We start from the raw sequence: 18,904 nt of genomic DNA on the forward strand, positions 1-18,904 counted from the left end.
GGGCCTGTGGACAACTTCGAAGGGGCCTGGCCTCCCAGCCAGACCCCTTCGGGTTTCCCTCCCCTGTCAGAACTCGCGATCCCCCCGGATCCCCCGGATCCCCCCAGATCCTGGTTCCCCCCTCAAAAGCCCTGACGCCATATACGACACACCTCGTGCCCGAAGGGTTGCACGGAGTTGCCGATAAATTTTTCCGGCTCCAGGTGCTGACAAAGCAGGGCAGACGTAGCGTTTGACGCATGACTGATGATTCCCGGTCCTTCGAGCAGGACGTGCTGGACGAGCTCGGCGACGACAGGCTCCAGGAGATCGCCGGACTGCTCGGCACGGACGCGTCCGGCGCCCAGGACGTCGTGGGCACCACGGTGTCCGCACTCTCCGGAGACATCCAGGACAAGGCCGCCGACCCCGCCGAGGCGGACGAGGTGCGGCAGGCCCTCGACGAGGCCGGGCCCGCCGATCCGTCCTTGGAGGGGGTGGCCACCCTCGGTGGCCTCGGTGGTCTCGCCGGGGGCGGGATGATGTCCGGCATGCTCGCGAAGATGAGCAGGCCGGTGGCGAACGCGGTCTCCAAGAAGACCGGCATCCCCGTCGCGACCGTCACGCGCGTGATCGAGATGCTCATCCCCGTGGTGCTCGCGGTGCTCTCCAAGAGGGCGGCGCGGACCAAGGCGCCCGGCGGTGGCGCCCCGAACGGCTCCGCACCCTCCTCCGGCGGCGGTCTCGGCGATCTGCTGGGCCAGATCCTGGGCGGCAGGAAGTAGCCCCCCGGAGAATCACCCGGCACGGCTCACGCGTGCGCTCGGAAGCGTTCCGCCGTCTCTCTCAGCACCTCGCCGCCGTCGCGCGCCCACAACTCCTCGTTGAAGATCTCCACCTCGATCGGGCCGCGGTACCCGGCGGCGTCGACGAGGTCGCGGAACGCCCTGAAGTCGACGCTGCCGTCCCCGAGTTGTCCGCGCCCCAGCAGTACGCCCGCGGGCAACGGCGTGATCCAGTCGGCCAGTTGGAAGGCGGCCAGACGGCCGCCCGCCCCCGCGCGTGCGATCTGCGCGGGCGCCTGGTCGTCCCACCAGACGTGGTACGTGTCCACGACCACGCCGACCTGCTGCGCGGGGAAGCGTTCCGCGATGTCCAGGGCCTGGCCGAGGGTGGAGACCACACAGCGGTCCGAGGCGAACATCGGGTGCAGCGGCTCGATGGCGAGGCGCACGCCCCGCTCCTCGGCGTAGGGCCCGAGGACGGCGAGCGCGTCCGCGATGCGCTCGCGCGCGCCGGACAGGTCCTTGCTGCCGGGCGGCAGACCGCCCGAGACCAGGACCAGGGTGTCCGTGCCGAGGGCCGCCGCCTCGTCGACGGCCTCGCGGTTGTCGTCGAGGGCACGCGCGCGCGGCGCCCCCTCGATGTCCGTGAAGAACCCGCCACGGCACAGGCTCGTCACCGTGAGCCCGGTGTCCCGCATCAGGCGGGCGGTGCGCTCGACCCCGTACTTCTGGACGGGCGCACGCCACAGGCCGACCGCCGGGATGCCCTCCTTGGCGCAGCCCTCGGCGAGTTCGGGGAGCGACCACTGCTTGATGGTCTCCTGGTTGACACTCAGCCGGGACAGCGGCACGGGGGCGGGCTCGGGGCTCATTGCGGGACTCCGTGGACGGTGAGCAGGGATCGCATGCGGGCGGCGGCGAGATCCGGGACGGGGAACAGGCCGAGTCCGTCGGCGAGTTCGTAGGCGCGGGCCAGGTGCGGCAGCGAGCGGGCCGACTGCAGGCCGCCGACCATGGTGAAGTGCGTCTGGTGTCCGGCCAGCCAGGCCAGCAGGACGACACCGGTTTTGTAGTAGCGGGTCGGCGCCTGGAAGAGGTGCCTGGACAGCTCCACCGTGGGGTCGAGGAGTGCACGGAAGCGCTTCACGTCGCCGGTGTCCAGGACCCGCACGGCCTCCGCGGCGAGGGGCCCCAGCGGGTCGAAGATGCCGAGCAGGGCGTGGCTGAAGCCGTGGTCGTCACCGGCGATCAGCTCGGGGTAGTTGAAGTCGTCGCCGGTGTAACAGCGCACTCCGTCGGGCAGGCGGCGGCGCAGGGCGATCTCGCGGTCGGCGTCCAGGAGCGAGACCTTGATGCCGTCGACCTTGTCCGGGTGGGAAACGATCACTTCCAGGAAGGTGTCCGTGGCCGTGTCCAGGTCGGCCGAGCCCCAGTAGCCCTCCAGGGCCGGGTCGAACATCGGGCCGAGCCAGTGCAGGATCACCGGCTCGGTGGCCTGGCGCAGGAGGTGGCCGTACGTCTCCAGGTAGTCGCCCGGCGACGTGGCCGCGGCGGCGAGGGCCCGTGACGCCATCAGGATCGGCTGGGCGCCGACCGACTCGACGAGGGCGAGTTGCTCCTCGTACGCGTCCCTGACGTCCGGAAGCGAGGCGGGCAGGTCCAGTTGATCGGTCCCCACCCCGCACGCGATCCGTCCGCCGACGGCCTTCGCCTCGGCGGCCGAGCGGCGGATCAGCTCGGCCGCTCCCGCCCAGTCCAGGCCCATGCCGCGCTGGGCGGTGTCCATGGCCTCCGCGACGCCCAGGCCGTGCGACCAGAGGTGGCGGCGGAAGGCGAGCGTGGCGTCCCAGTCGACGGCGGCGGGGCCGTCCGGCGCCACGTCCGCGTAGGGGTCGGCGACCACGTGCGCGGCCGAGAAGACGGTACGGGAGGTGAGCGGAGGTCCGCCTGCGGTCGTACGCGGCAGCTCGTCGCGCGGGATGTACGCGCGCGTGCCGCCTCCCGCGTCCGGCAGCAGCACCCGTCGGGGCCCGCTCACAGCGCGATCTCCGGGACGTCGATGCGGCGGCCCTCGGCGGAGGACTTCAGGCCCAGTTCGGCGAGCTGCACGCCGCGCGCGCCCGCGAGGAGGTCCCAGTGGTAGGGCGCGTCCGCGTAGACGTGCCGAAGGAAGAGCTCCCACTGTGCCTTGAAGCCGTTGTCGAACCCGTCGTCCTGGTTGTCGGGCACTTCCTGCCACTGGTCGCGGAAGGAGTGGGTGACGGGCAGGTCCGGGTTCCAGACGGGCTTCGGTGTCGTACTGCGGTGCTGCACGCGGCAGTTGCGCAGGCCAGCGACCGCGGACCCCTCGGTCCCGTCGACCTGGAACTCCACGAGCTCGTCGCGGTTGACGCGCACCGCCCAGGAGGAGTTGATCTGTGCGACGGCGCCGCCGTCCAGCTCGAAGATGCCGTACGCGGCGTCGTCGGCGGTGGCGGCGTAGGGCTTGTCGCGCTCGTCCCAGCGCTGCGGGACGTGCGTGGCGGTGAGCGCCTGGACGGTGCGGACGCGGCCGAACAGCTCGTGCAGGACGTACTCCCAGTGCGGGAACATGTCGACGACGATGCCGCCGCCGTCCTCGGCACGGTAGTTCCAGGAGGGGCGCTGGGCGGGCTGCCAGTCGCCCTCGAAGACCCAGTAGCCGAACTCGCCGCGGACGGACAGGACGCGGCCGAAGAACCCCCCGTCGATGAGCCGCTTCAGCTTCAGCAGCCCCGGCAGAAAGAGCTTGTCCTGGACGACGCCGTGCTTGATGCCGGCGTCCTCCGCGAGGCGGGCGAGCCCGAGGGCCGCGTCGAGCCCGGTGGCGCTCGGCTTCTCGGTGTAGACGTGCTTGCCCGCGGCGATGGCCCGCTTGATGGCGTCCTCGCGCGCGGAGGTGACCTGCGCGTCGAAGTAGATGTCGACGGTCGGGTCGGCGAGGACCGCGTCTAGGTCGGTCGAGAAGTGCTCCAGGCCGTGCTGAGCGGCGAGTGCGCGCAGCGCGTGCTCCCTGCGGCCGACCAGGACGGGCTCGGGCCACAGCACGGTGCCGTCGCCCAGATCGAGGCCGCCCTGCTCGCGGAGGGCGAGGATCGAGCGGACCAGGTGCTGGCGGTGGCCCATGCGTCCGGTGACGCCGTTCATGGCGATGCGCACCGTCTTGCGTGTCACGAAAGTCCCTCCGTAGGAGCGTAGCAAGCGCTTTCTATCCAAGGGCAAGCTAGCCTGCCGGACAAGGTTCGGACAAGGGCTCCGGTGGAGAGCGGTGACGGGGCCAGGACGAACGGGTGACCCGGAGGGCGGCGTGACGTGCGACCGCAGGACTACGTGGTGCTCGTTCGGAGGGCGGCGTGACGTGCGACCGCAGGACTACGTGGTGCTCGACCGGAGGACTGCATGATGGGTGCTCGGAGGAGTACGTGATGGGTGACCGGAGGACTACGTGATGGGTGACCGGAGGATGAGGACGTGACCGTGACCCTGGCGGATGTGGCGGCCCGCGCGCAGGTCTCCCCCGCGACCGTCTCCCGCGTGCTGAACGGCAATTACCCCGTGGCGGCCGCCACGCGCGAACGCGTCCTGCGCGCCGTGGACGACCTCGACTACGTCCTGAACGGCCCCGCGAGCGCGCTCGCCGCGGCCACCTCCGACCTGGTCGGCATCCTCGTCAACGACATCGCCGACCCCTTCTTCGGGATCATGGCGGGTGCCGTGCAGTCCGAGATCGGCGGGCCCGGCGGACGGGCGGGCGGCGAGCACATGGCCGTCGTCTGCAACACCGGCGGCTCCCCGGAGCGCGAACTCACCTACCTCACGCTCCTTCAGCGCCAACGCGCCGCCGCCGTGATCCTCACCGGTGGCGCGATCGAGGACACCGAGCACGCCGCAGCGATCGCCGGGAAGCTGAGGCGCCTCGCGGAAGCGGGCACGCGGGTGGTGCTCTGCGGGCGGCCGCCCTCGCCGGACACCGACGCGGTGGCGCTCACCTTCGACAACCGCGGCGGCGGCCAGCAGCTGACGGAACACCTGCTGAGCCTCGGACACCGCCGCGTCGGGTACATCGCGGGCCCGGAGGAGCGCACGACCACCCGGCACCGCCTGGAGGGCCACCGTGCCGCCCTCGCCGCACGGGGCATCGAGGACAACCCCGCACTGACGGTCCACGGCCCCTACGACCGGCGCTCCGGGTACGACGCCACGGACGAACTCCTGCGCCGCGCCCCCGACCTGACGGCCGTCGTGGCCGCCAACGACACGGTGGCGCTCGGCGCCTGCGCGGCCCTGCGCGACAAGGGCCTGCGCATCCCGGACGACGTCTCGGTGGCGGGCTTCGACGACCTCCCCTTCAGCGTCGACGCCGTCCCCGCCCTGACGACGGTCCGCCTCCCCCTGCACGAGGCGGGCGCCCGCGCCGGCCGCATCGCCATGAACAAGGAGAAGCCCCCGCCGGGCGGCGTGGCGACGGTCCACGGCGAACTGATGGTGCGGGGGTCTACGGCAGGGCCTCGCTAGAGAGCTGAAGGCGGGGCGCGTTGCCGGTGCCAGTGCCGGTGCCAGTGCCAGTGCCAGTGCCGGTGTCGGTGTCGGTGTCGGCGGCACGGTGTGGGCTGAGGGCCTGCACCAGCCGCCCCAGCACTGCCACCCCTTCCGCGATCTCCGCGGTGCCGCTTGCCGCGTAGCCGAGGACGATCCCTGGCGGGTGCGGCCGTTGGGTGTGCCACGACAAGGGATGGACCTTGACTCCGTGAGCGAGGGCCGCGTCGGCCAACACGGCGTCCTTGGCGTCCTCGGCGCCCTCCTGGCCGGCCGCCCGCTCCTCCGCCCCAAAGGTGATCATCAAGTGCAGGCCCGCCGCGGCGCCGTGCACGACCGCCCCCGGCAGGTGCTCCCGGATCGCCGCGATCATCGCGTCCCTGCGTCTGCGGTGGTGTTTGCGGATGAGACGGAGGTGGCGCTCCAGGCCGCCCGACTCCATGAGGTCGGCGAGGACGAGTTGGGGCAGCGCCGCGCTGCCGAGGTCGATGAGGCGTTTGGCGTCCACGAGCGCGTCCCGGTACGCGGCCGGGGCGAGCAGCCAGCCCAGGCGCAGTGCGGGCGCGAGCAGCTTGGAGACGCTGCCCGCGTAACAGACGTGTTCGGGGAGCAGTGCGCGCAGGGCGGGGACGGCGGGCCGGTCGTAACGGTGTTCGGCGTCGTAGTCGTCCTCGATGACGAGGCCGCCGTCGCGGGCCCAGTCCATCAGCTCACGGCGCCGCTCGCCGCCGAGGACGACGCCGGTGGGGAACTGGTGGGCGGGGGTGAGCAGTACGGCCGGCGCCCCGGTGGCGCGCAGCGCGTCCACGCGGATGCCGTGGGCGTCGACCGGGACGGGCGGAGTGCCGAGCGGCCTCAGGTGCTGGCGTACGCCGAGCGACCCCGGCTCCTCCACCGCCACCTCGGAGATCCCGTCGGCGCGCAGGACGTCGACGAGCAGACGCAGCGCCTGGGCGGTGCCGTTGACGATCATCACGTCGTCCGGGTCGGCGGGGATTCCTCGGTATCGGGAGAGCCAGTGCGCGACCGCGGTGCGCAGGGCCGGGGTGCCGCGGGGGTCCCCGTACCCGAAGTCCGAAGGCGAGAGCCCGGCGAGCACGGAGCGCTCGGCGCGCAGCCAGGCCGCGCGCGGGAAGGCGGCGAGGTCGGGCAGCCCGGGTGACAGGTCGATGCGGGCGGGCGCGGACCGGATGGCGTCGAAGACGCCGAGGTCGGGAGGGGCGGTGAAGAGGCCGGGAAGGGCGGCTGCACTGCTGCCGCCACGGTCCTTCTCCCGCACGACCGTTGACGCAGTTCGCGGGGCGGCGGCCGAAGCGTGGAGCGCGGCTGCCGGGATGCGTGGCGCGGCAGGCTTCGCGACGTGCGGGACGGCCACGACGACCGTGCCGGCCCGGCCGCGGCCCGCGACGTGGCCGTCCTCCGTCAGCCGCCGGTAGGCCTCCGTGACGACGCCGCGCGACACGCGGAGGTCACCGGCGAGCGTACGTGTGGCGGGGAGCCTGCTCCCGACGGCGAGGCGGCCGTCGGCGATGGCGCTCCGGATCTGCCGCGCCAGCCATTCGGAGAGCCCGCCCCTGGGGGCGTCACAGACATCCAACTGAAGAAAGTCCACGGCAGCACCCCCACCTCCACCCTCACCCCCACCCCCACTCCCACTCCCACTCCCACTTATGGACCTGTCGAGCCGAGATCCAATGGACCTGTTCATGGAGCCATTGTGGCGCCAGGGTCAAGGCATGGAATTTCTGCTCACCTCCCTCGTCGTCTGCGTGACGCCCGGCACCGGCGCCCTGTTCACCATCGCGGCCGGCCTCTCGCGCGGCACCCGCGCCGCGGTGATCGCGGCCGTCGGCTGCACGCTGGGCGTCGTCCCGCACATGGTGGCCGCGATCACCGGTCTCGCGGCGCTCCTGAACACCAGCGCCGTCGCCTTCCAGACGCTCAAGTACCTGGGTGTGGCCTACCTGCTGTACATGGCGTGGAGCACGCTGCGCGACAAGAGCGACCTCACCGCGGAACAGGAGAGCGAGCCGCGTTCGGCGGGCCGCACGATCCTGACGGGTGTGCTCATCAACATCCTCAACCCGAAGCTGACGCTGTTCTTCTTCGCGTTCCTGCCGCAGTTCGTGAGCACCGACGAGCCGTACGCCTTCCTCCGCATGACGGAGCTGAGCGCCTACTTCATGCTGATCACGTTCGTGGTCTTCGCCGTGTACGGCCGGTTCGCCGCGGCCATGCGCAGCCACGTCATCTCACGCCCCCACGTGGTGAGTTGGCTCCGCCGCACCTTCGCTGTCGCGTTCGCGGCACTGGGAGCGCGTCTGGCGTTCCTCTGAGAAGAGTGTCCGGGTCCCCCGGCGCGGAGGCTTCCGCACACCGCTCCTCCGCGGGTACCGTTGACTCAGTCAAAGGTACCCGCGGAGTGATCTGCCATGACGAAGCTGCCCACGGCCTCCCGCGCGCCCGTCCACGAGATGCGCGCCTTCAACCGCTTCTACACGAACCTCATCGGCGCGCTCGACTACAGCCGCCACCTGTACGTCCCGTACACCCTCACCGAGTCCCGCGTCCTGTACGAACTGGCGCACGCGGCCCGCACGGACGCCGCCGACCTGCGCGCCGAACTCTCCCTCGACGCCGGTTACCTGAGCCGCCTGCTCGCCAAGTTCGAGCGGGACGGCCTGGTCGAGCGTGCGCCCTCGGCGACCGATCCGCGGCGTCAGCGCATCACGCTGACCGCGCGCGGGCGCGACGCCGCGGAGCTGCTCGAAGAGCGGTCGCGGGAAACCGTCGGATCGCTGCTCTCCGAGGTGCCCGCCCCGGACCGGGCCCGGCTCGCGGCGGCCATGCGCACGGTGCGCGAGATCCTCGGGACCGGCCGCGGACGCCCCGGCTCCCGGCACAAGCGCGAAGACGCCCTTCTCCGGGACCCGGGGCCGGGGGACCTCGGCTGGATCGTCCAGCGCAACGCCGCCGTCTACGCGGCGGAGTTCGGCTGGAACACCGACTACGAGGGCCTCGTCGCCCGCATCGTCGCCGACTTCGCCCAGGACCACGACCCGCACCTGGAACGCGTGTGGATCGCCGAGCTCGACGGGCGGCCCGTGGGGTGCGTGATGTGCGTACGGGACGAGGCACCGGGGACGGCGCGGCTGCGCCTCCTGCTCGTCGAACCCGACGCGCGGGGCCTGGGCATCGGAGACCAACTGGTCGACGCCTGCGTCCAGTTCGCGCGGGGCGCCGGCTACCGCGACCTCGCCCTCTGGACCAACGACGTACTGGAATCGGCCCGCGGGATCTACCTGCGGCACGGCTTCGCCCTCGTCGCCGAGAAGCCGCACCGCTCCTTCGGCGTCGACCTCGTCGGCCAGGACTGGCTGCTTCCGCTGCACGGGCGGCCCGCGTGACCCGACCGCCGCGGCGGGGTTGACCGCGCCCGCACGCCGCCTACTGTCGGGACCATGAAATTCGCCTTCTCCACCCTCGGCGTGCCCGGCCTGCCCGTCCCCGACGTCCTGCGGCTCGCCACGGACCACGGCTACCACGGCGTCGAGCTCCGCGCGCACCCCGAGGAGCCGGTGCACCCGGGGCTCGGGCTCGTCGAACGGGCCGACGTGGCAGCCGAGTTCAAGGCGGCCGGCGTGGAGATCCTCGGAATCGCCGGGTACGCGCGCGTGGCGGCGCCCGGCGACGACGAGCCCGTCCTCGCCGAGATACGTTCCCTCGTCGCCCTCGCCCGCGACCTGGGCGCCCCCTTCGTCCGCGTCTTCCCCGGCGGAGGCACCGAACAGAGCGCGGACGAGGCCGACGCGACGGCCGCGAGGCGGCTCGGCACGGCCGCGCGGTACGCCGCCGACGCGGGCGTACGCATCCTCCTGGAGACCCACGACTCCCACCGCACGGGCGCCGACGCCACCCGCATCCTCGGCACCGTCGGGCACCGCCAGGTCGGCGCGCTGTGGGACCTCATGCACACGTGGCTCGGCGGCGAATCCGTCACCGACACGTTCGCCGCGCTCTCCCCCTACCTCGGCTACATCCAGGTGAAGGACATCGCCTCACGGGACGACACGACCCCGCTCCCCCTGGGCGCCGGCGCCCTGCCGCTCGCCGAGTGTGTGGCGCTGCTCGGTGCCGGGGGCTGGGACGGCTGGCTGTGCTGGGAATACGAGAAGCGCTGGTACGAGGCCGCAACCCCCCTCCCCACGCTCCTGGGCCCGGCCCACACCCTGCTCTCCCACCTGACCACCCCCTCCCCCTGACCCCACCTGTTGCCGCCCCGGGGGAGTAGGGGCGGGTGGTGGGGCGCTCCCCGCGACACCCCGCCTGGGTAGGGGCGCCAAGCCCGCCGCTTCGCGGCGGATGTATCCCACCCACCCACCCGTGCGCCCCGCGACGTCCCGCGGGAGTAGGAGCGGGTGGGTGGGGTGTCCCCCGCGACGCCCTGCAGGGGTAGGAGCAGTAGAGGGGTGGCCCTCCACCGGGCCGCAGGCGCACGCGCTCCCGAGGGGACGTGGGGGTATGTGCGCACGGAGCACCGAGCGAACTGTGGCGTCTTTGGACTTGAGGCGCGACGCAGGGATAGCGAGTACGTACATACCCCCACGGCCCCGCCCCACAACGCAACAGCAGGCGAGGCACAGTAACGGTCACGCGCGCCCCACCCGCCCCGCCCACCCCGACTTCCGGGATTCGGGGCCCAGTCGGGAACCCCGGACGCGCCCCAACCGTCCAACCGGCACGCTGCCGATGAGTCCCCGCAAGGCGGTGTCGGCATCGCTGCTGGCTGCGAACGCTGACCACCCTCTCCGCCGCCTGCGGCCGGCAGCCCGCCGTCACCGGTGCGCCCCCCTCCAAACAGCGCCGGTGACGGCCCCACACCCCCGCGCCCCTCCCTTCACCCCTCCCTTGACCGGCAGAAATCTTCGGGATATCCGTAACCCCTGAAAGTTTCCTCCGGCCCGCAGGAGCCCACGTGCCCCACCCCGGCAACCCCGACAACCCCGCCCACGACGACAGGCTCCGCGCCCTCATCCGCACCATGCCCCTGGAGGACAAGGTCGGCCAGCTCTTCGTGATGCACGTGTACGGCCACTCCGCGACCGCCCCCGACCAGGCCGACATCGACACGAACCGCCGGGAACTCGGCGTACGCGACGCCGCCGAGCTGATCGCCCGCTACCGCCTCGGCGGCATCATCTACTTCGGCTGGGCCCACAACACCCGCGACCCCCACCAGATCGCCGAGCTCTCCGACGGCATCCAGAGGGCAGCGCCGACCATCCCCGTCCTCATCTCCGTCGACCAGGAACACGGCGCCGTGGCCCGCATCGGCGCCCCCGCCACCCTCCTCCCCGGCGCGATGGCCCTAGGCGCGTCCGGCTCGCACGACCACGCCCGCGAAGCCGCCCGCATCGCGGGCGCCGAGCTCCACGCCCTCGGCATCCGCCAGGACCACGCCCCCGACGCCGACGTGAACGTGGACCCGGCCAACCCGGTCATCGGCGTACGTTCCTTCGGCGCCGACCCCGACGCGGTCGCCGGCTTCGTGGCCGCGCAGATCGAGGGCTATCGGAGCGCGGGCATCGCGACGGCCGCCAAGCACTTCCCCGGTCACGGTGACACGACGGACGACAGCCACACCGAGCTGCCGCACATCCACCACACCCGCGAGGAGTGGGACCGCTACGACGCACCGCCCTTCCGCGCGGCGATCGCCGCGGGCGTCGACTCCGTCATGACGGCGCACATCGTGGTGCCCGCCCTCGACCCGTCGGGCGACCCGGCGACGCTCTCCCACCCGATCCTGACCGGCGTCCTCCGCGAGGAGCTCGGCTTCGACGGCGTGATCGCCACGGACTCGCTCGCGATGCGCGGCGTCCGCACGAAGTACGGCGACGACCGGGTGGCCGTCCTCGCCCTCAAGGCGGGGGCCGACCAGCTCCTGAACCCCCCGCGCCCGGACGTCGCGTGGCACGCGGTGCTCGATGCGGTCAGGACCGGCGAGCTGACTGAGGACCGCATCGACGAGTCTGTCCTGCGGGTACTCCGCATGAAGGCGAGGGTGGGCCTCCTGAATGAGGACCCCACATCCCCCACCCCCACACCCCGCACCACCACCGCTCCCCACACCACCACCGCTCCCCACACCGTCGGCACCCCCGCCCACCTCGCCGCAGCCGACCGCATCGCCGAAGCCACCACGACCCTCCTGGTCAACACCGACGGGCTCCTCCCCCTGTCGCCCGCCACCCGCCCCAACATCCTGGTGGTCGGCGCCGACCCCCGTTCGCCGTCCGGCACCACGGGCCCGCCGACCACGGTCCTCGCGGACGCCCTCGACGCCCTCGGCTTCCGGGCCACGCCCCTCCCCACCGGCACCGCCCCCGACGAGGCAGCGATCGAGAAGGCCGTGGCGGCGGCACAGGGAGGCCAGGACGCCGTCCTCGTGGCGACGTACAACGTCACCACGCACGCCACCACGAGAGACAACACCCAGGCGGCGAACACGACCCTGAACGAGACCCACGCCCGCGCACACCGGGCGACAGACCACCCCGACGACACCAGCCAGGCCACCCTCGTCGCGGCGCTCAAGGCCACCGGTCTCCCCGTCATCACCCTCGCGATCCGCAACCCGTACGACATCGCCCACCTGCCCCCCGTCGACGCCGCCCTCGCCTCGTACTCCTGGACGGACGTCGAACTGCGCGCCGCCGCCCGGGTGATCGCGGGCCGGGCCGCGCCCCAGGGCCGGCTGCCCGTGCCGGTGCGGAGGGCGGACGACCCGGCGCAGGTGCTGTACCCGATCGGTTACGGCCTGACGTACTGAGCCGTACGCCGCACCGCCCGCCCGCCACCCCCAAACGGCCGAAAGCCCCCCGCGTGCCTGGCGTGCGCCCGCTTCGGCGGGCCACGCTGGGGTGCGCGTATCGGGGGGATGACCATGGTTGCCTGCGTCCGCACACCGCTGTTCGCCGCGGCGACGGCACTGACCGCGCTGGCCATCCTGACCGCACTGATCGCGCTGGCCGTCCTGACCGCACTGACCGGTTGTCAGAAGTCCGGCGGCTCAGATCTGGCCACCTCCCGCACCACCGGCTCCGCCCCCACCCCCACCGCCTCCGCCACCGCCCCCGTGTTCCTCGCCGTGGACGAGTGCAGTTCAAGGGGCCGCGAGACGTCCACGGAGGTCTCGTGCACGAGTGAACGGGCGGTCGCGCGGGTCGTCGCGCGCTACGACGGGACGGTGCGGCAGGGCCCCGCGTGCCCGCCGCGCACGGACTTCGTGCTGCACATCAGCGAGAGCAGGCCGGCCGTCGACGAGGACGGCGACGGCGAGATCCCGCGGGGCTACGCCTGCATGCGGAATCTGGAGCCACCGCATCCGGGCGACCCCGGTGGCGGTGGCGGCCCGCGGACCGTCGTCGGGGACTGCGTGTACGGCGCGGGGCCCGGCGAGGTGCGCGAGACCGCCTGCGACGGCTCGGGCGAGCGGCGCCCCGAGTACCGGGTGACGTCGGCGGTGACGGACCGAGCCGCGTGCCCCGCCGCCACGCGGCTGTACGTGACCCTGGACGGGACACGTCCCGTGGGCTGCGCGATACGGCTGTAGGGCCGGACGCGCGAAAGGGCCGACGCGGCGCGTCGGCCCCCGCAGGACGAACAGCCGTACTACGGCCGCAGCGTCTGCTCCTTCCGCACGTCACGCCGGTCGAGCTTCTTGTCGTACGCGGCCAGCGGCTTGCCGGAGTCGGAGGGCACCCCGGCCCACGTCTGGATGCGCTCCGTCGCCTTCGCCTTCTGGTCGGCGACGAGCTGCGAGACGGTGGCCCCGTGGTTCGCGCCGGGCGCCGTGAAGACGTAGCTGTCGTGCTTGGCGCCGCGCGCGGGGCGGAACTTCTCGGCGCCGTACGGGTCGTACTCTCCGTACACGTACATCATCCGGTGTGCGTTGTGCCGCACCCAGCGGTCGACGTCCCGCATCGCGTTCGGCTTGAACTTCATCGGGATCTCGCGCGGCACGAAGTTCCGCGGCGGCTGGTAGCCGTAGCGGCTCAGGTCGCCGAGCCAGGGCTGCTCGATGGTGGGCGCGCCGAGTTCGGTGCCCGCCTGGTAGTAGTACGGCGTGTAGGGGGTGAGGCCCTGGTCGGAGTAGGAGGACCAGCCGCCCACGGAGTCGACGTAGTCGAAGAGGGCCTGGTCGGTCATGGTGGCCGCGTCCGGGATCTTCCCGCAGGCGGTGGCGGCGGGCTGGTACTGCCAGAAGCCCCACACGAGGTCCATGACGACGGCTTCGAAGGCCTTGTCCAGCGTGCCGACGGTCTTGAAGGTGTAGCCCTCCGCCCCGGCGTACGCGGCGAGCTTCGCCGACAGCGGCTCCCTGCGCACCAGCGCCTCGCGCTGCACGGCCTGAATCCTGTCGCGGCACTCCTTGGTGCCGACGCCCGCGAGGAACTCGTCGTAGGCCGAGTCCTCCTTGTCGACGACATCATTGGGCGCTACGTAGGAGACGATTCCCGCCATGTCGCGCGGATAGAAGCGCTCGTAGTACGTGGCGGTCATGCCGCCCTTCGAGATGCCCGTGGCCAGCCACTTCTTGCCGTAGATCGGCTTGAGCGCCTGGTAGATGCGGTGCTGGTCCGTGGCGGCCTGCCAGATGTCGAGCTTGGTCCAGTCGGCCGGCTCGGGGCGCGAGGGCGTGAAGAAGCGATACTCCATGGAGATCTGGTTGCCGTCGACGATCTGTGTCGGCTCGCGGCGGCTCGGGTTCGTGGAGACGCTGTAGCCGCTGGTGTAGTAGACCGTGGGGCGGCTGGTGTCCTTGTGCAGCACGGTCAGGCGCTGCTTGAAGGTGCCCTTGGATGGGTGCCGGTGGTCCACAGGCTGGGTGTAGTTGAGGACGAAGAAGCGGTAGCCCGGGTACGGCTTCTCCTCGATCAGGCTCATGCCGGGTACGGCGAGCAGCCTGTCCTTGATGTCTTTCGTAGCCGTTTCGGCGGCTGTGGCCGTTTCGGCGGCTGTGGCCGTTTCGGCAGCTGTGGCCGGTTCCGCGGCTGTGGCCGCCCCGGTCGTCGTCGCTCCGGCCGCACCCGCCGTGCCTATCAGCACCACGAGTGACAGCACCCATCTGAGCGTCTTGCGCATGCATCCTCCCCTGTCGACACAGCAATGCCCCGGAACCTAACGGAGCAACTGGGTCCACACCAGGGGAGGTTCGATCGGCAGAGTTCGATCGGCGAAGTTCGGTCGGCGGAGTTCGCTCAGCAGAGGATCCAGCCCGAACTGACCCCGTGACCGCCGATCCTCCCCTTCACCCACACGCAGCGGTGGCCCGCGTGGACCGTCACCGGGCCCGCGTGGTGGGTGTACCGGCCCTTGTCGCGCGCGGGCCGGCTGCCGCGGGCCTGGACGCTGACGGACATCGTCTTGCGGGCGCCGGTCTTCTTGGCGAAGGTCACGGCGCAGACGTAGCCGCGGGTCTTGAAGACGTCGACACGGCCGGTGCTGAAGGGCAGCGTGCGCACCTTGCGTCCTGCGCAGAGGCCGTTGACGGCCTCCGCGGACGCGGTGCCGGGGCCCGCGAGGGCTAGCAGGACGGCGGCGGCGAGCACGGCGGTGCCGAGCGTCAGCCGCCGCCGTCGTATCCGACCGCTGCTCCGCTCACTGCTCACGGTTGCCCCTCCCGCCACTGCTGTCTCAGCGTACTGATGTACGGACGCAGCTCACACCCCCCACGGTTGCGGGGACCGCCCGCCTTTTCCCGCGCTCCCCCGAGCTCCCCCGCGCTCCCCGCCGGCCGTCTCAGACCGCTTCGACCGGCTCCCCCACGAACGTCCGCCACAGCCGCGCGTACCGCCCGTCCAGCGCGAGGAGCTCCTCGTGCGTGCCGTCCTCCGCGACCCGTCCGTGGTCCATCACGACGACGCGGTCGGCGCGGGCGGCCGTGGTGAGGCGGTGGGCGACGACCAGCGTCGTGCGCTTGCCCGCGATGCGGTCGGTGGCCTGGTTGACCTGCGCTTCCGTGGCGAGGTCGAGTGCGGCGGTCGCCTCGTCGAGGAGCAGGATGTCGGGGTCGACCAGTTCGGCGCGGGCCAGCGCGATCAGCTGGCGCTGCCCCGCGGAGAGGTTGCGGCCGCGCTCGCTCACCTCGTGGAGGTAGCCGCCCTCCAGGGTGGCGATCATCTCGTGCGCGCCGACCGCGCGGGCGGCGGCCTCGACCTGGGCGTCGGTGGCGTCGGGGCGGCCGTAGGCGATGGCGTCGCGGACCGTGCCCGCGAAGAGGTACGCCTCCTGCGGCACGACACCGAGGCGGTGGCGGTACGAGGTGAGATCGAGGGAGCGCAGGTCCGTGCCGTCCACCGTCACCCGGCCGCCCGTGGGGTCGTAGAAGCGGGCGACGAGCTTCACGAGCGTCGACTTGCCCGCGCCGGTCTCGCCGACGAAGGCGACGGTCTGTCCGGCGGGTATCCGCAGGCGTACGCCGCTGAGCGCCTCCTCGGGGGCGCCCTCGCCGGTCGCCGCGTACGCGAAGTCGACGTCTTCAAAGGCGATCTCGCCGCGCAGCGAGAGCACCTCCATCGGCTCCTTCGCGGCCTGTGTCGACGTCGGCTCCTGGAGGAGTTCCTGGATGCGGCCCAGCGAGACGGACGCCTGCTGGTAGCCGTCGAAGACCTGCGACAGCTGCTGCACGGGGGCGAAGAACAGGTCGATGTAGAGGAGGTACGCGACGAGCGCGCCGGTCGTCAGGGTGCCCGCCTCGACCCGGCCCGCGCCGACGATCAGTACGGCGACGACGGCGACGGACGACAGGAACTGCACGAACGGGAAGTACACGGAGATCAGCCACTGGCCGCGGATGCGGGCCTGCCGGTAGCTGTCGCTGTTCTCCGCGAACCGCTCGGAGCCCGCGCGCTCGCGCCGGAAGGCCTGCACGATGCGCAGCCCGGCGACGGACTCCTGGAGGTCGCCGTTGACGACGGACACGCGCTCACGGGCCAGTTCGTACGCCTTCACGCTGGCCTTGCGGAAGAAGTACGTGCCGATGATCAGCGGCGGCAGCGTCGCGAAGACGACGAGGGCGAGCTCCACGTCGATGACGAGGAGGGCTGCCATGATGCCGAAGAAGGTGACGACGGAGACGAACGCGGTGACGAGTCCGGTCTGCAAGAAGGTCGACAGGGCGTCCACGTCGGTCGTCATCCGGGTCATGATGCGCCCGGTCAGCTCCCGTTCGTAATAGTCGAGTCCGAGCCGCTGGAGCTGCGAGAAGATCTTCAGCCGGAGCGAGTAGAGCACCCGCTCGCCGGTCCGTCCCGTCATCCGCATCTCGCCGGTCTGCGCCGCCCACTGCACGGCGACGGCGGCGAGCGCGAGCCCTGACGCGGCCCAGACGGCGCCGTACGCGAGGTCGCTGACGCCCTCGTCGATGCCGTGCCGGATCAGGATGGGCAGCAGCAGTCCCATGCCCGCGTCGACGGCGACGAGCAGCAGGCTGAACAGCAGCGGCACCCGGAATCCGGCGAGCAGTCTGCGCAGTCCGTACGACTCCTCGGGCGTGACGGCGCGCGCCTCGTCGATGCCGGGGGTGTCGGTGGCCGGGGGCAGCGCCTCGACCTGGGCGAGGAGCTCGGGGGTGGACGGCATTCCGGCGAGAGTGGTGTCCTTCGGCTCCCGGTCGCCGGTCCACAGCGCGGGCGTGATGCCGCGCTCCGCGTCGAACTCGGCGTCCAGCTCGTCGCGTACGGAATCGCGTACGGACGTGTCCTCGGGCAGCCCGGCGGGGAGGGCGTGGCCCGGCGATACGCCGCCCAGCTCGTCGGGGTCGGTGAGCAGCCGCCGGTAGAGGGCGGAGCGCTCCTCCAGCTCCTCGTGCGTGCCGAGGTCGGCGAGCCGGCCGTCGTCGAGGACGGCGATGCGGTCGGCGAGGCCGAGGGTGGAGCGGCGGTGGGCGATGAGGAGGGTGGTGCGGCCCGCCATGACGCCGCGCAGCGCCTCGTGGATCTCGTGCTCCACGCGCGCGTCGACGGCCGATGTGGCGTCGTCGAGGACGAGGAGGCGGGGGTCGGTGAGGATGGCGCGGGCGAGCGCGATGCGCTGGCGCTGGCCGCCGGAGAGGGTGAGGCCCTGTTCGCCGACCTTGGTGTCGTACCCCTCGGGCAGGTCGGATATGAAGCCGTGGGCCTGGGCGGCGCGGGCGGCGGTCTCGATCTCCTTGCGGGTCGCCTCCGGGTGGCCGTAGGCGATGTTGGCGCCCACGGTGTCGGAGAAGAGGAAGGAGTCCTCGGGGACGAGCCCGATGGCGGACCGCAGGGAGTCGAGGGTCAGCTCGCGCACGTCGTGGCCGCCGATGAGGACGGCGCCGTGCGACACGTCGTAGAAGCGGGGCAGGAGCAGCGAGACGGTCGACTTGCCGCTGCCGGACGAGCCGACGACGGCGAGGGTCTCGCCGGGGCGGATCTCGAAGGAGAGACCGCTGAGGACGGGCCGGTCGTCTTCGTAGGCGAAGGAGACATCGTCGAACTCGACGGTGGCGGGAGCATCGGCGGGCAGCTCTTTCTCCCCGTCCTTCATGCTCGGCTCGGTGTCGATGAGTTCGAGGACGCGCTCGACGCCGGCGCGGGCCTGCTGGCCGACGGTCAGGACCATGGCGAGCATGCGCACGGGTCCGACGAGCTGCGCGAGGTAGGTGGAGAAGGCGACGAACGTGCCGAGGGTGATGTCGCCCTTGACCGCGAGCCAGCCGCCGACGGCGAGCATGGCGACCTGGCCGAGCATGGGGACGGCCTGGAGGGCGGGGGTGTAGCGGGAGTTGAGGCGGATGGTCCGCAGCCGTCCGGCGAAGAGCTTGCGCCCGACCTCCCTGAGCTTGCCGGTCTCCTGGTCCTCCTGCCCGAAGCCCTTCACCACGCGTACGCCGCTGACGGCGCCGTCGACCACACCGGCGACGGCGGCGGCCTGGGCCTGCGCGTACCAGGTGGCGGGGTGCAGGCGGGAGCGGGAGCGGCGGGCGATGAACCAGAGGGCGGGGGCGACGGCGAGTGCGACGAGGGTGAGCGGCAGCGAGAGCCACGCCATGATCACGAGGGAGATCACGAAGAGCAGGACGTTGCCGATGGTCATCGGCAGCATGAAGAGCAGCCCCTGGATGAGCTGGAGGTCGCTCGTCGCCCGCCCCACGACCTGCCCGGTGGACAGTTCGTCCTGGCGCCGTCCGTCGAGCTTCGTGATCGTCCCGTACATCTCGGTCCGCAGGTCGTGCTGGACGTCGAGGGCGAGGCGGCCGCCGTAGTAGCGGCGGATGTAGGTGAGGACGTAGACGACGACGGCGGCGCCGATGAGCGCGCCTGCCCAGGGCCCCATGGACCGGCCGCCGCCCTGTCCGTCCTGCCCTATGACGTCATCGATGATCACCTTGGTGATCAGCGGCACGAGGGCCATGACGGCCATGCCGCCGAGCGAGGACCCGAGCGCGAGCACGACGTCCTTCGGATACCGCCACGCGTACCCGGTGAGCCGCTTGGCCCAGCCGGATTTCTCCGGCTCGGCCCCACCCCGTTGCTCCGCCACGTGCTGCCTCCCGTCGA

General features: G+C 72.1%; 14 protein-coding genes. 7 read left to right on the forward strand and 7 right to left on the reverse strand.

What is annotated here, in order from left to right; translation table 11 throughout:
* The first annotated feature begins 239 nt into the window (after positions 1 to 239).
* Positions 240 to 764 carry a DUF937 domain-containing protein gene (locus AB0N81_RS31880; RefSeq protein WP_365364448.1) on the forward strand — a complete coding sequence of 175 codons (525 nt, stop codon included), beginning with the start codon at positions 240 to 242 and terminating at the stop codon, positions 762 to 764.
* A gap of 26 nt (positions 765 to 790) precedes the next feature.
* Here the strand turns inward: AB0N81_RS31880 and AB0N81_RS31885 are convergent, their stop codons facing one another.
* From AB0N81_RS31885 to AB0N81_RS31895, 3 genes are read right to left on the reverse strand one after another with little or no spacing between them, the layout of a single operon-like run.
* The gene (locus tag AB0N81_RS31885) at positions 791 to 1,636 is read right to left on the reverse strand and encodes a sugar phosphate isomerase/epimerase family protein (RefSeq protein WP_365364450.1); all 846 of its coding nucleotides are present in this window, start codon (positions 1,634 to 1,636) and stop codon (positions 791 to 793) included.
* Entirely contained in the window at positions 1,633 to 2,802 is a 1,170-nt protein-coding gene (locus tag AB0N81_RS31890) for a dihydrodipicolinate synthase family protein (protein WP_365364452.1), read from the reverse strand. The genes AB0N81_RS31885 and AB0N81_RS31890 overlap by 4 nt, the downstream gene beginning before the upstream one ends.
* Positions 2,799 to 3,956, reverse strand: a complete 1,158-nt coding sequence (locus AB0N81_RS31895) for a Gfo/Idh/MocA family oxidoreductase (protein WP_365364454.1) — start codon at positions 3,954 to 3,956, stop codon at positions 2,799 to 2,801. The genes AB0N81_RS31890 and AB0N81_RS31895 overlap by 4 nt, the downstream gene beginning before the upstream one ends.
* A gap of 297 nt (positions 3,957 to 4,253) precedes the next feature.
* Between AB0N81_RS31895 and AB0N81_RS31900 the strand changes: the two genes are divergently transcribed.
* Positions 4,254 to 5,297, forward strand: a complete 1,044-nt coding sequence (locus AB0N81_RS31900; protein WP_365364456.1) for a LacI family DNA-binding transcriptional regulator — start codon at positions 4,254 to 4,256, stop codon at positions 5,295 to 5,297.
* Here the strand turns inward: AB0N81_RS31900 and AB0N81_RS31905 are convergent.
* On the reverse strand, positions 5,278 to 7,026 hold the full coding sequence (locus tag AB0N81_RS31905) for a PLP-dependent aminotransferase family protein (protein WP_365364458.1): 1,749 nt from the start codon (positions 7,024 to 7,026) through the stop codon (positions 5,278 to 5,280). The genes AB0N81_RS31900 and AB0N81_RS31905 overlap by 20 nt on opposite strands.
* Positions 7,027 to 7,054: 28 nt before the next feature.
* On the opposite strand from AB0N81_RS31905, the gene AB0N81_RS31910 reads away from it, so the two are divergent.
* The 5 genes from AB0N81_RS31910 to AB0N81_RS31930 all read left to right on the forward strand — a co-directional run bounded on the left by AB0N81_RS31910 (position 7,055) and on the right by AB0N81_RS31930 (position 12,933).
* Positions 7,055 to 7,654, forward strand: coding sequence for a LysE family translocator (locus tag AB0N81_RS31910; protein ID WP_365364460.1), 600 nt, complete (start codon positions 7,055 to 7,057; stop codon positions 7,652 to 7,654).
* Between the two features lie 96 nt (positions 7,655 to 7,750).
* Positions 7,751 to 8,725 carry a bifunctional helix-turn-helix transcriptional regulator/GNAT family N-acetyltransferase gene (locus AB0N81_RS31915; protein WP_365364462.1) on the forward strand — a complete coding sequence of 325 codons (975 nt, stop codon included), beginning with the start codon at positions 7,751 to 7,753 and terminating at the stop codon, positions 8,723 to 8,725.
* Positions 8,726 to 8,779: 54 nt separating this feature from the next.
* The gene (locus tag AB0N81_RS31920; protein ID WP_365364464.1) at positions 8,780 to 9,580 is read left to right on the forward strand and encodes a sugar phosphate isomerase/epimerase family protein; all 801 of its coding nucleotides are present in this window, start codon (positions 8,780 to 8,782) and stop codon (positions 9,578 to 9,580) included.
* 713 nt (positions 9,581 to 10,293) lie between these two features.
* A complete protein-coding gene (locus AB0N81_RS31925) occupies positions 10,294 to 12,150 on the forward strand; it encodes a glycoside hydrolase family 3 protein (RefSeq protein WP_365364466.1) in 1,857 nt (618 codons plus the stop codon).
* A gap of 114 nt (positions 12,151 to 12,264) precedes the next feature.
* Entirely contained in the window at positions 12,265 to 12,933 is a 669-nt protein-coding gene (locus AB0N81_RS31930) for a hypothetical protein (protein WP_365364578.1), read from the forward strand.
* Between the two features lie 59 nt (positions 12,934 to 12,992).
* Here the strand turns inward: AB0N81_RS31930 and AB0N81_RS31935 are convergent, their stop codons facing one another.
* From AB0N81_RS31935 to AB0N81_RS31945, 3 genes are all read right to left on the reverse strand, one after another.
* Positions 12,993 to 14,465: an aminopeptidase gene (locus AB0N81_RS31935; protein ID WP_365364468.1), complete on the reverse strand. Its 1,473-nt coding sequence runs from the start codon at positions 14,463 to 14,465 to the stop codon at positions 12,993 to 12,995.
* A gap of 116 nt (positions 14,466 to 14,581) precedes the next feature.
* Positions 14,582 to 14,950: a hypothetical protein gene (locus AB0N81_RS31940; RefSeq protein ID WP_365364580.1), complete on the reverse strand. Its 369-nt coding sequence runs from the start codon at positions 14,948 to 14,950 to the stop codon at positions 14,582 to 14,584.
* Between the two features lie 172 nt (positions 14,951 to 15,122).
* Complete coding sequence (locus AB0N81_RS31945) at positions 15,123 to 18,887, reverse strand: ABC transporter ATP-binding protein (protein WP_365364470.1); 3,765 nt, start codon at positions 18,885 to 18,887, stop codon at positions 15,123 to 15,125.
* Between the last annotated feature and the right edge of the window lie 17 nt (positions 18,888 to 18,904).

Origin of the sequence: Streptomyces sp. NPDC093510 (assembly GCF_040683555.1) — a bacterium.
Classification (GTDB): Bacteria; Actinomycetota; Actinomycetes; order Streptomycetales; family Streptomycetaceae; genus Streptomyces.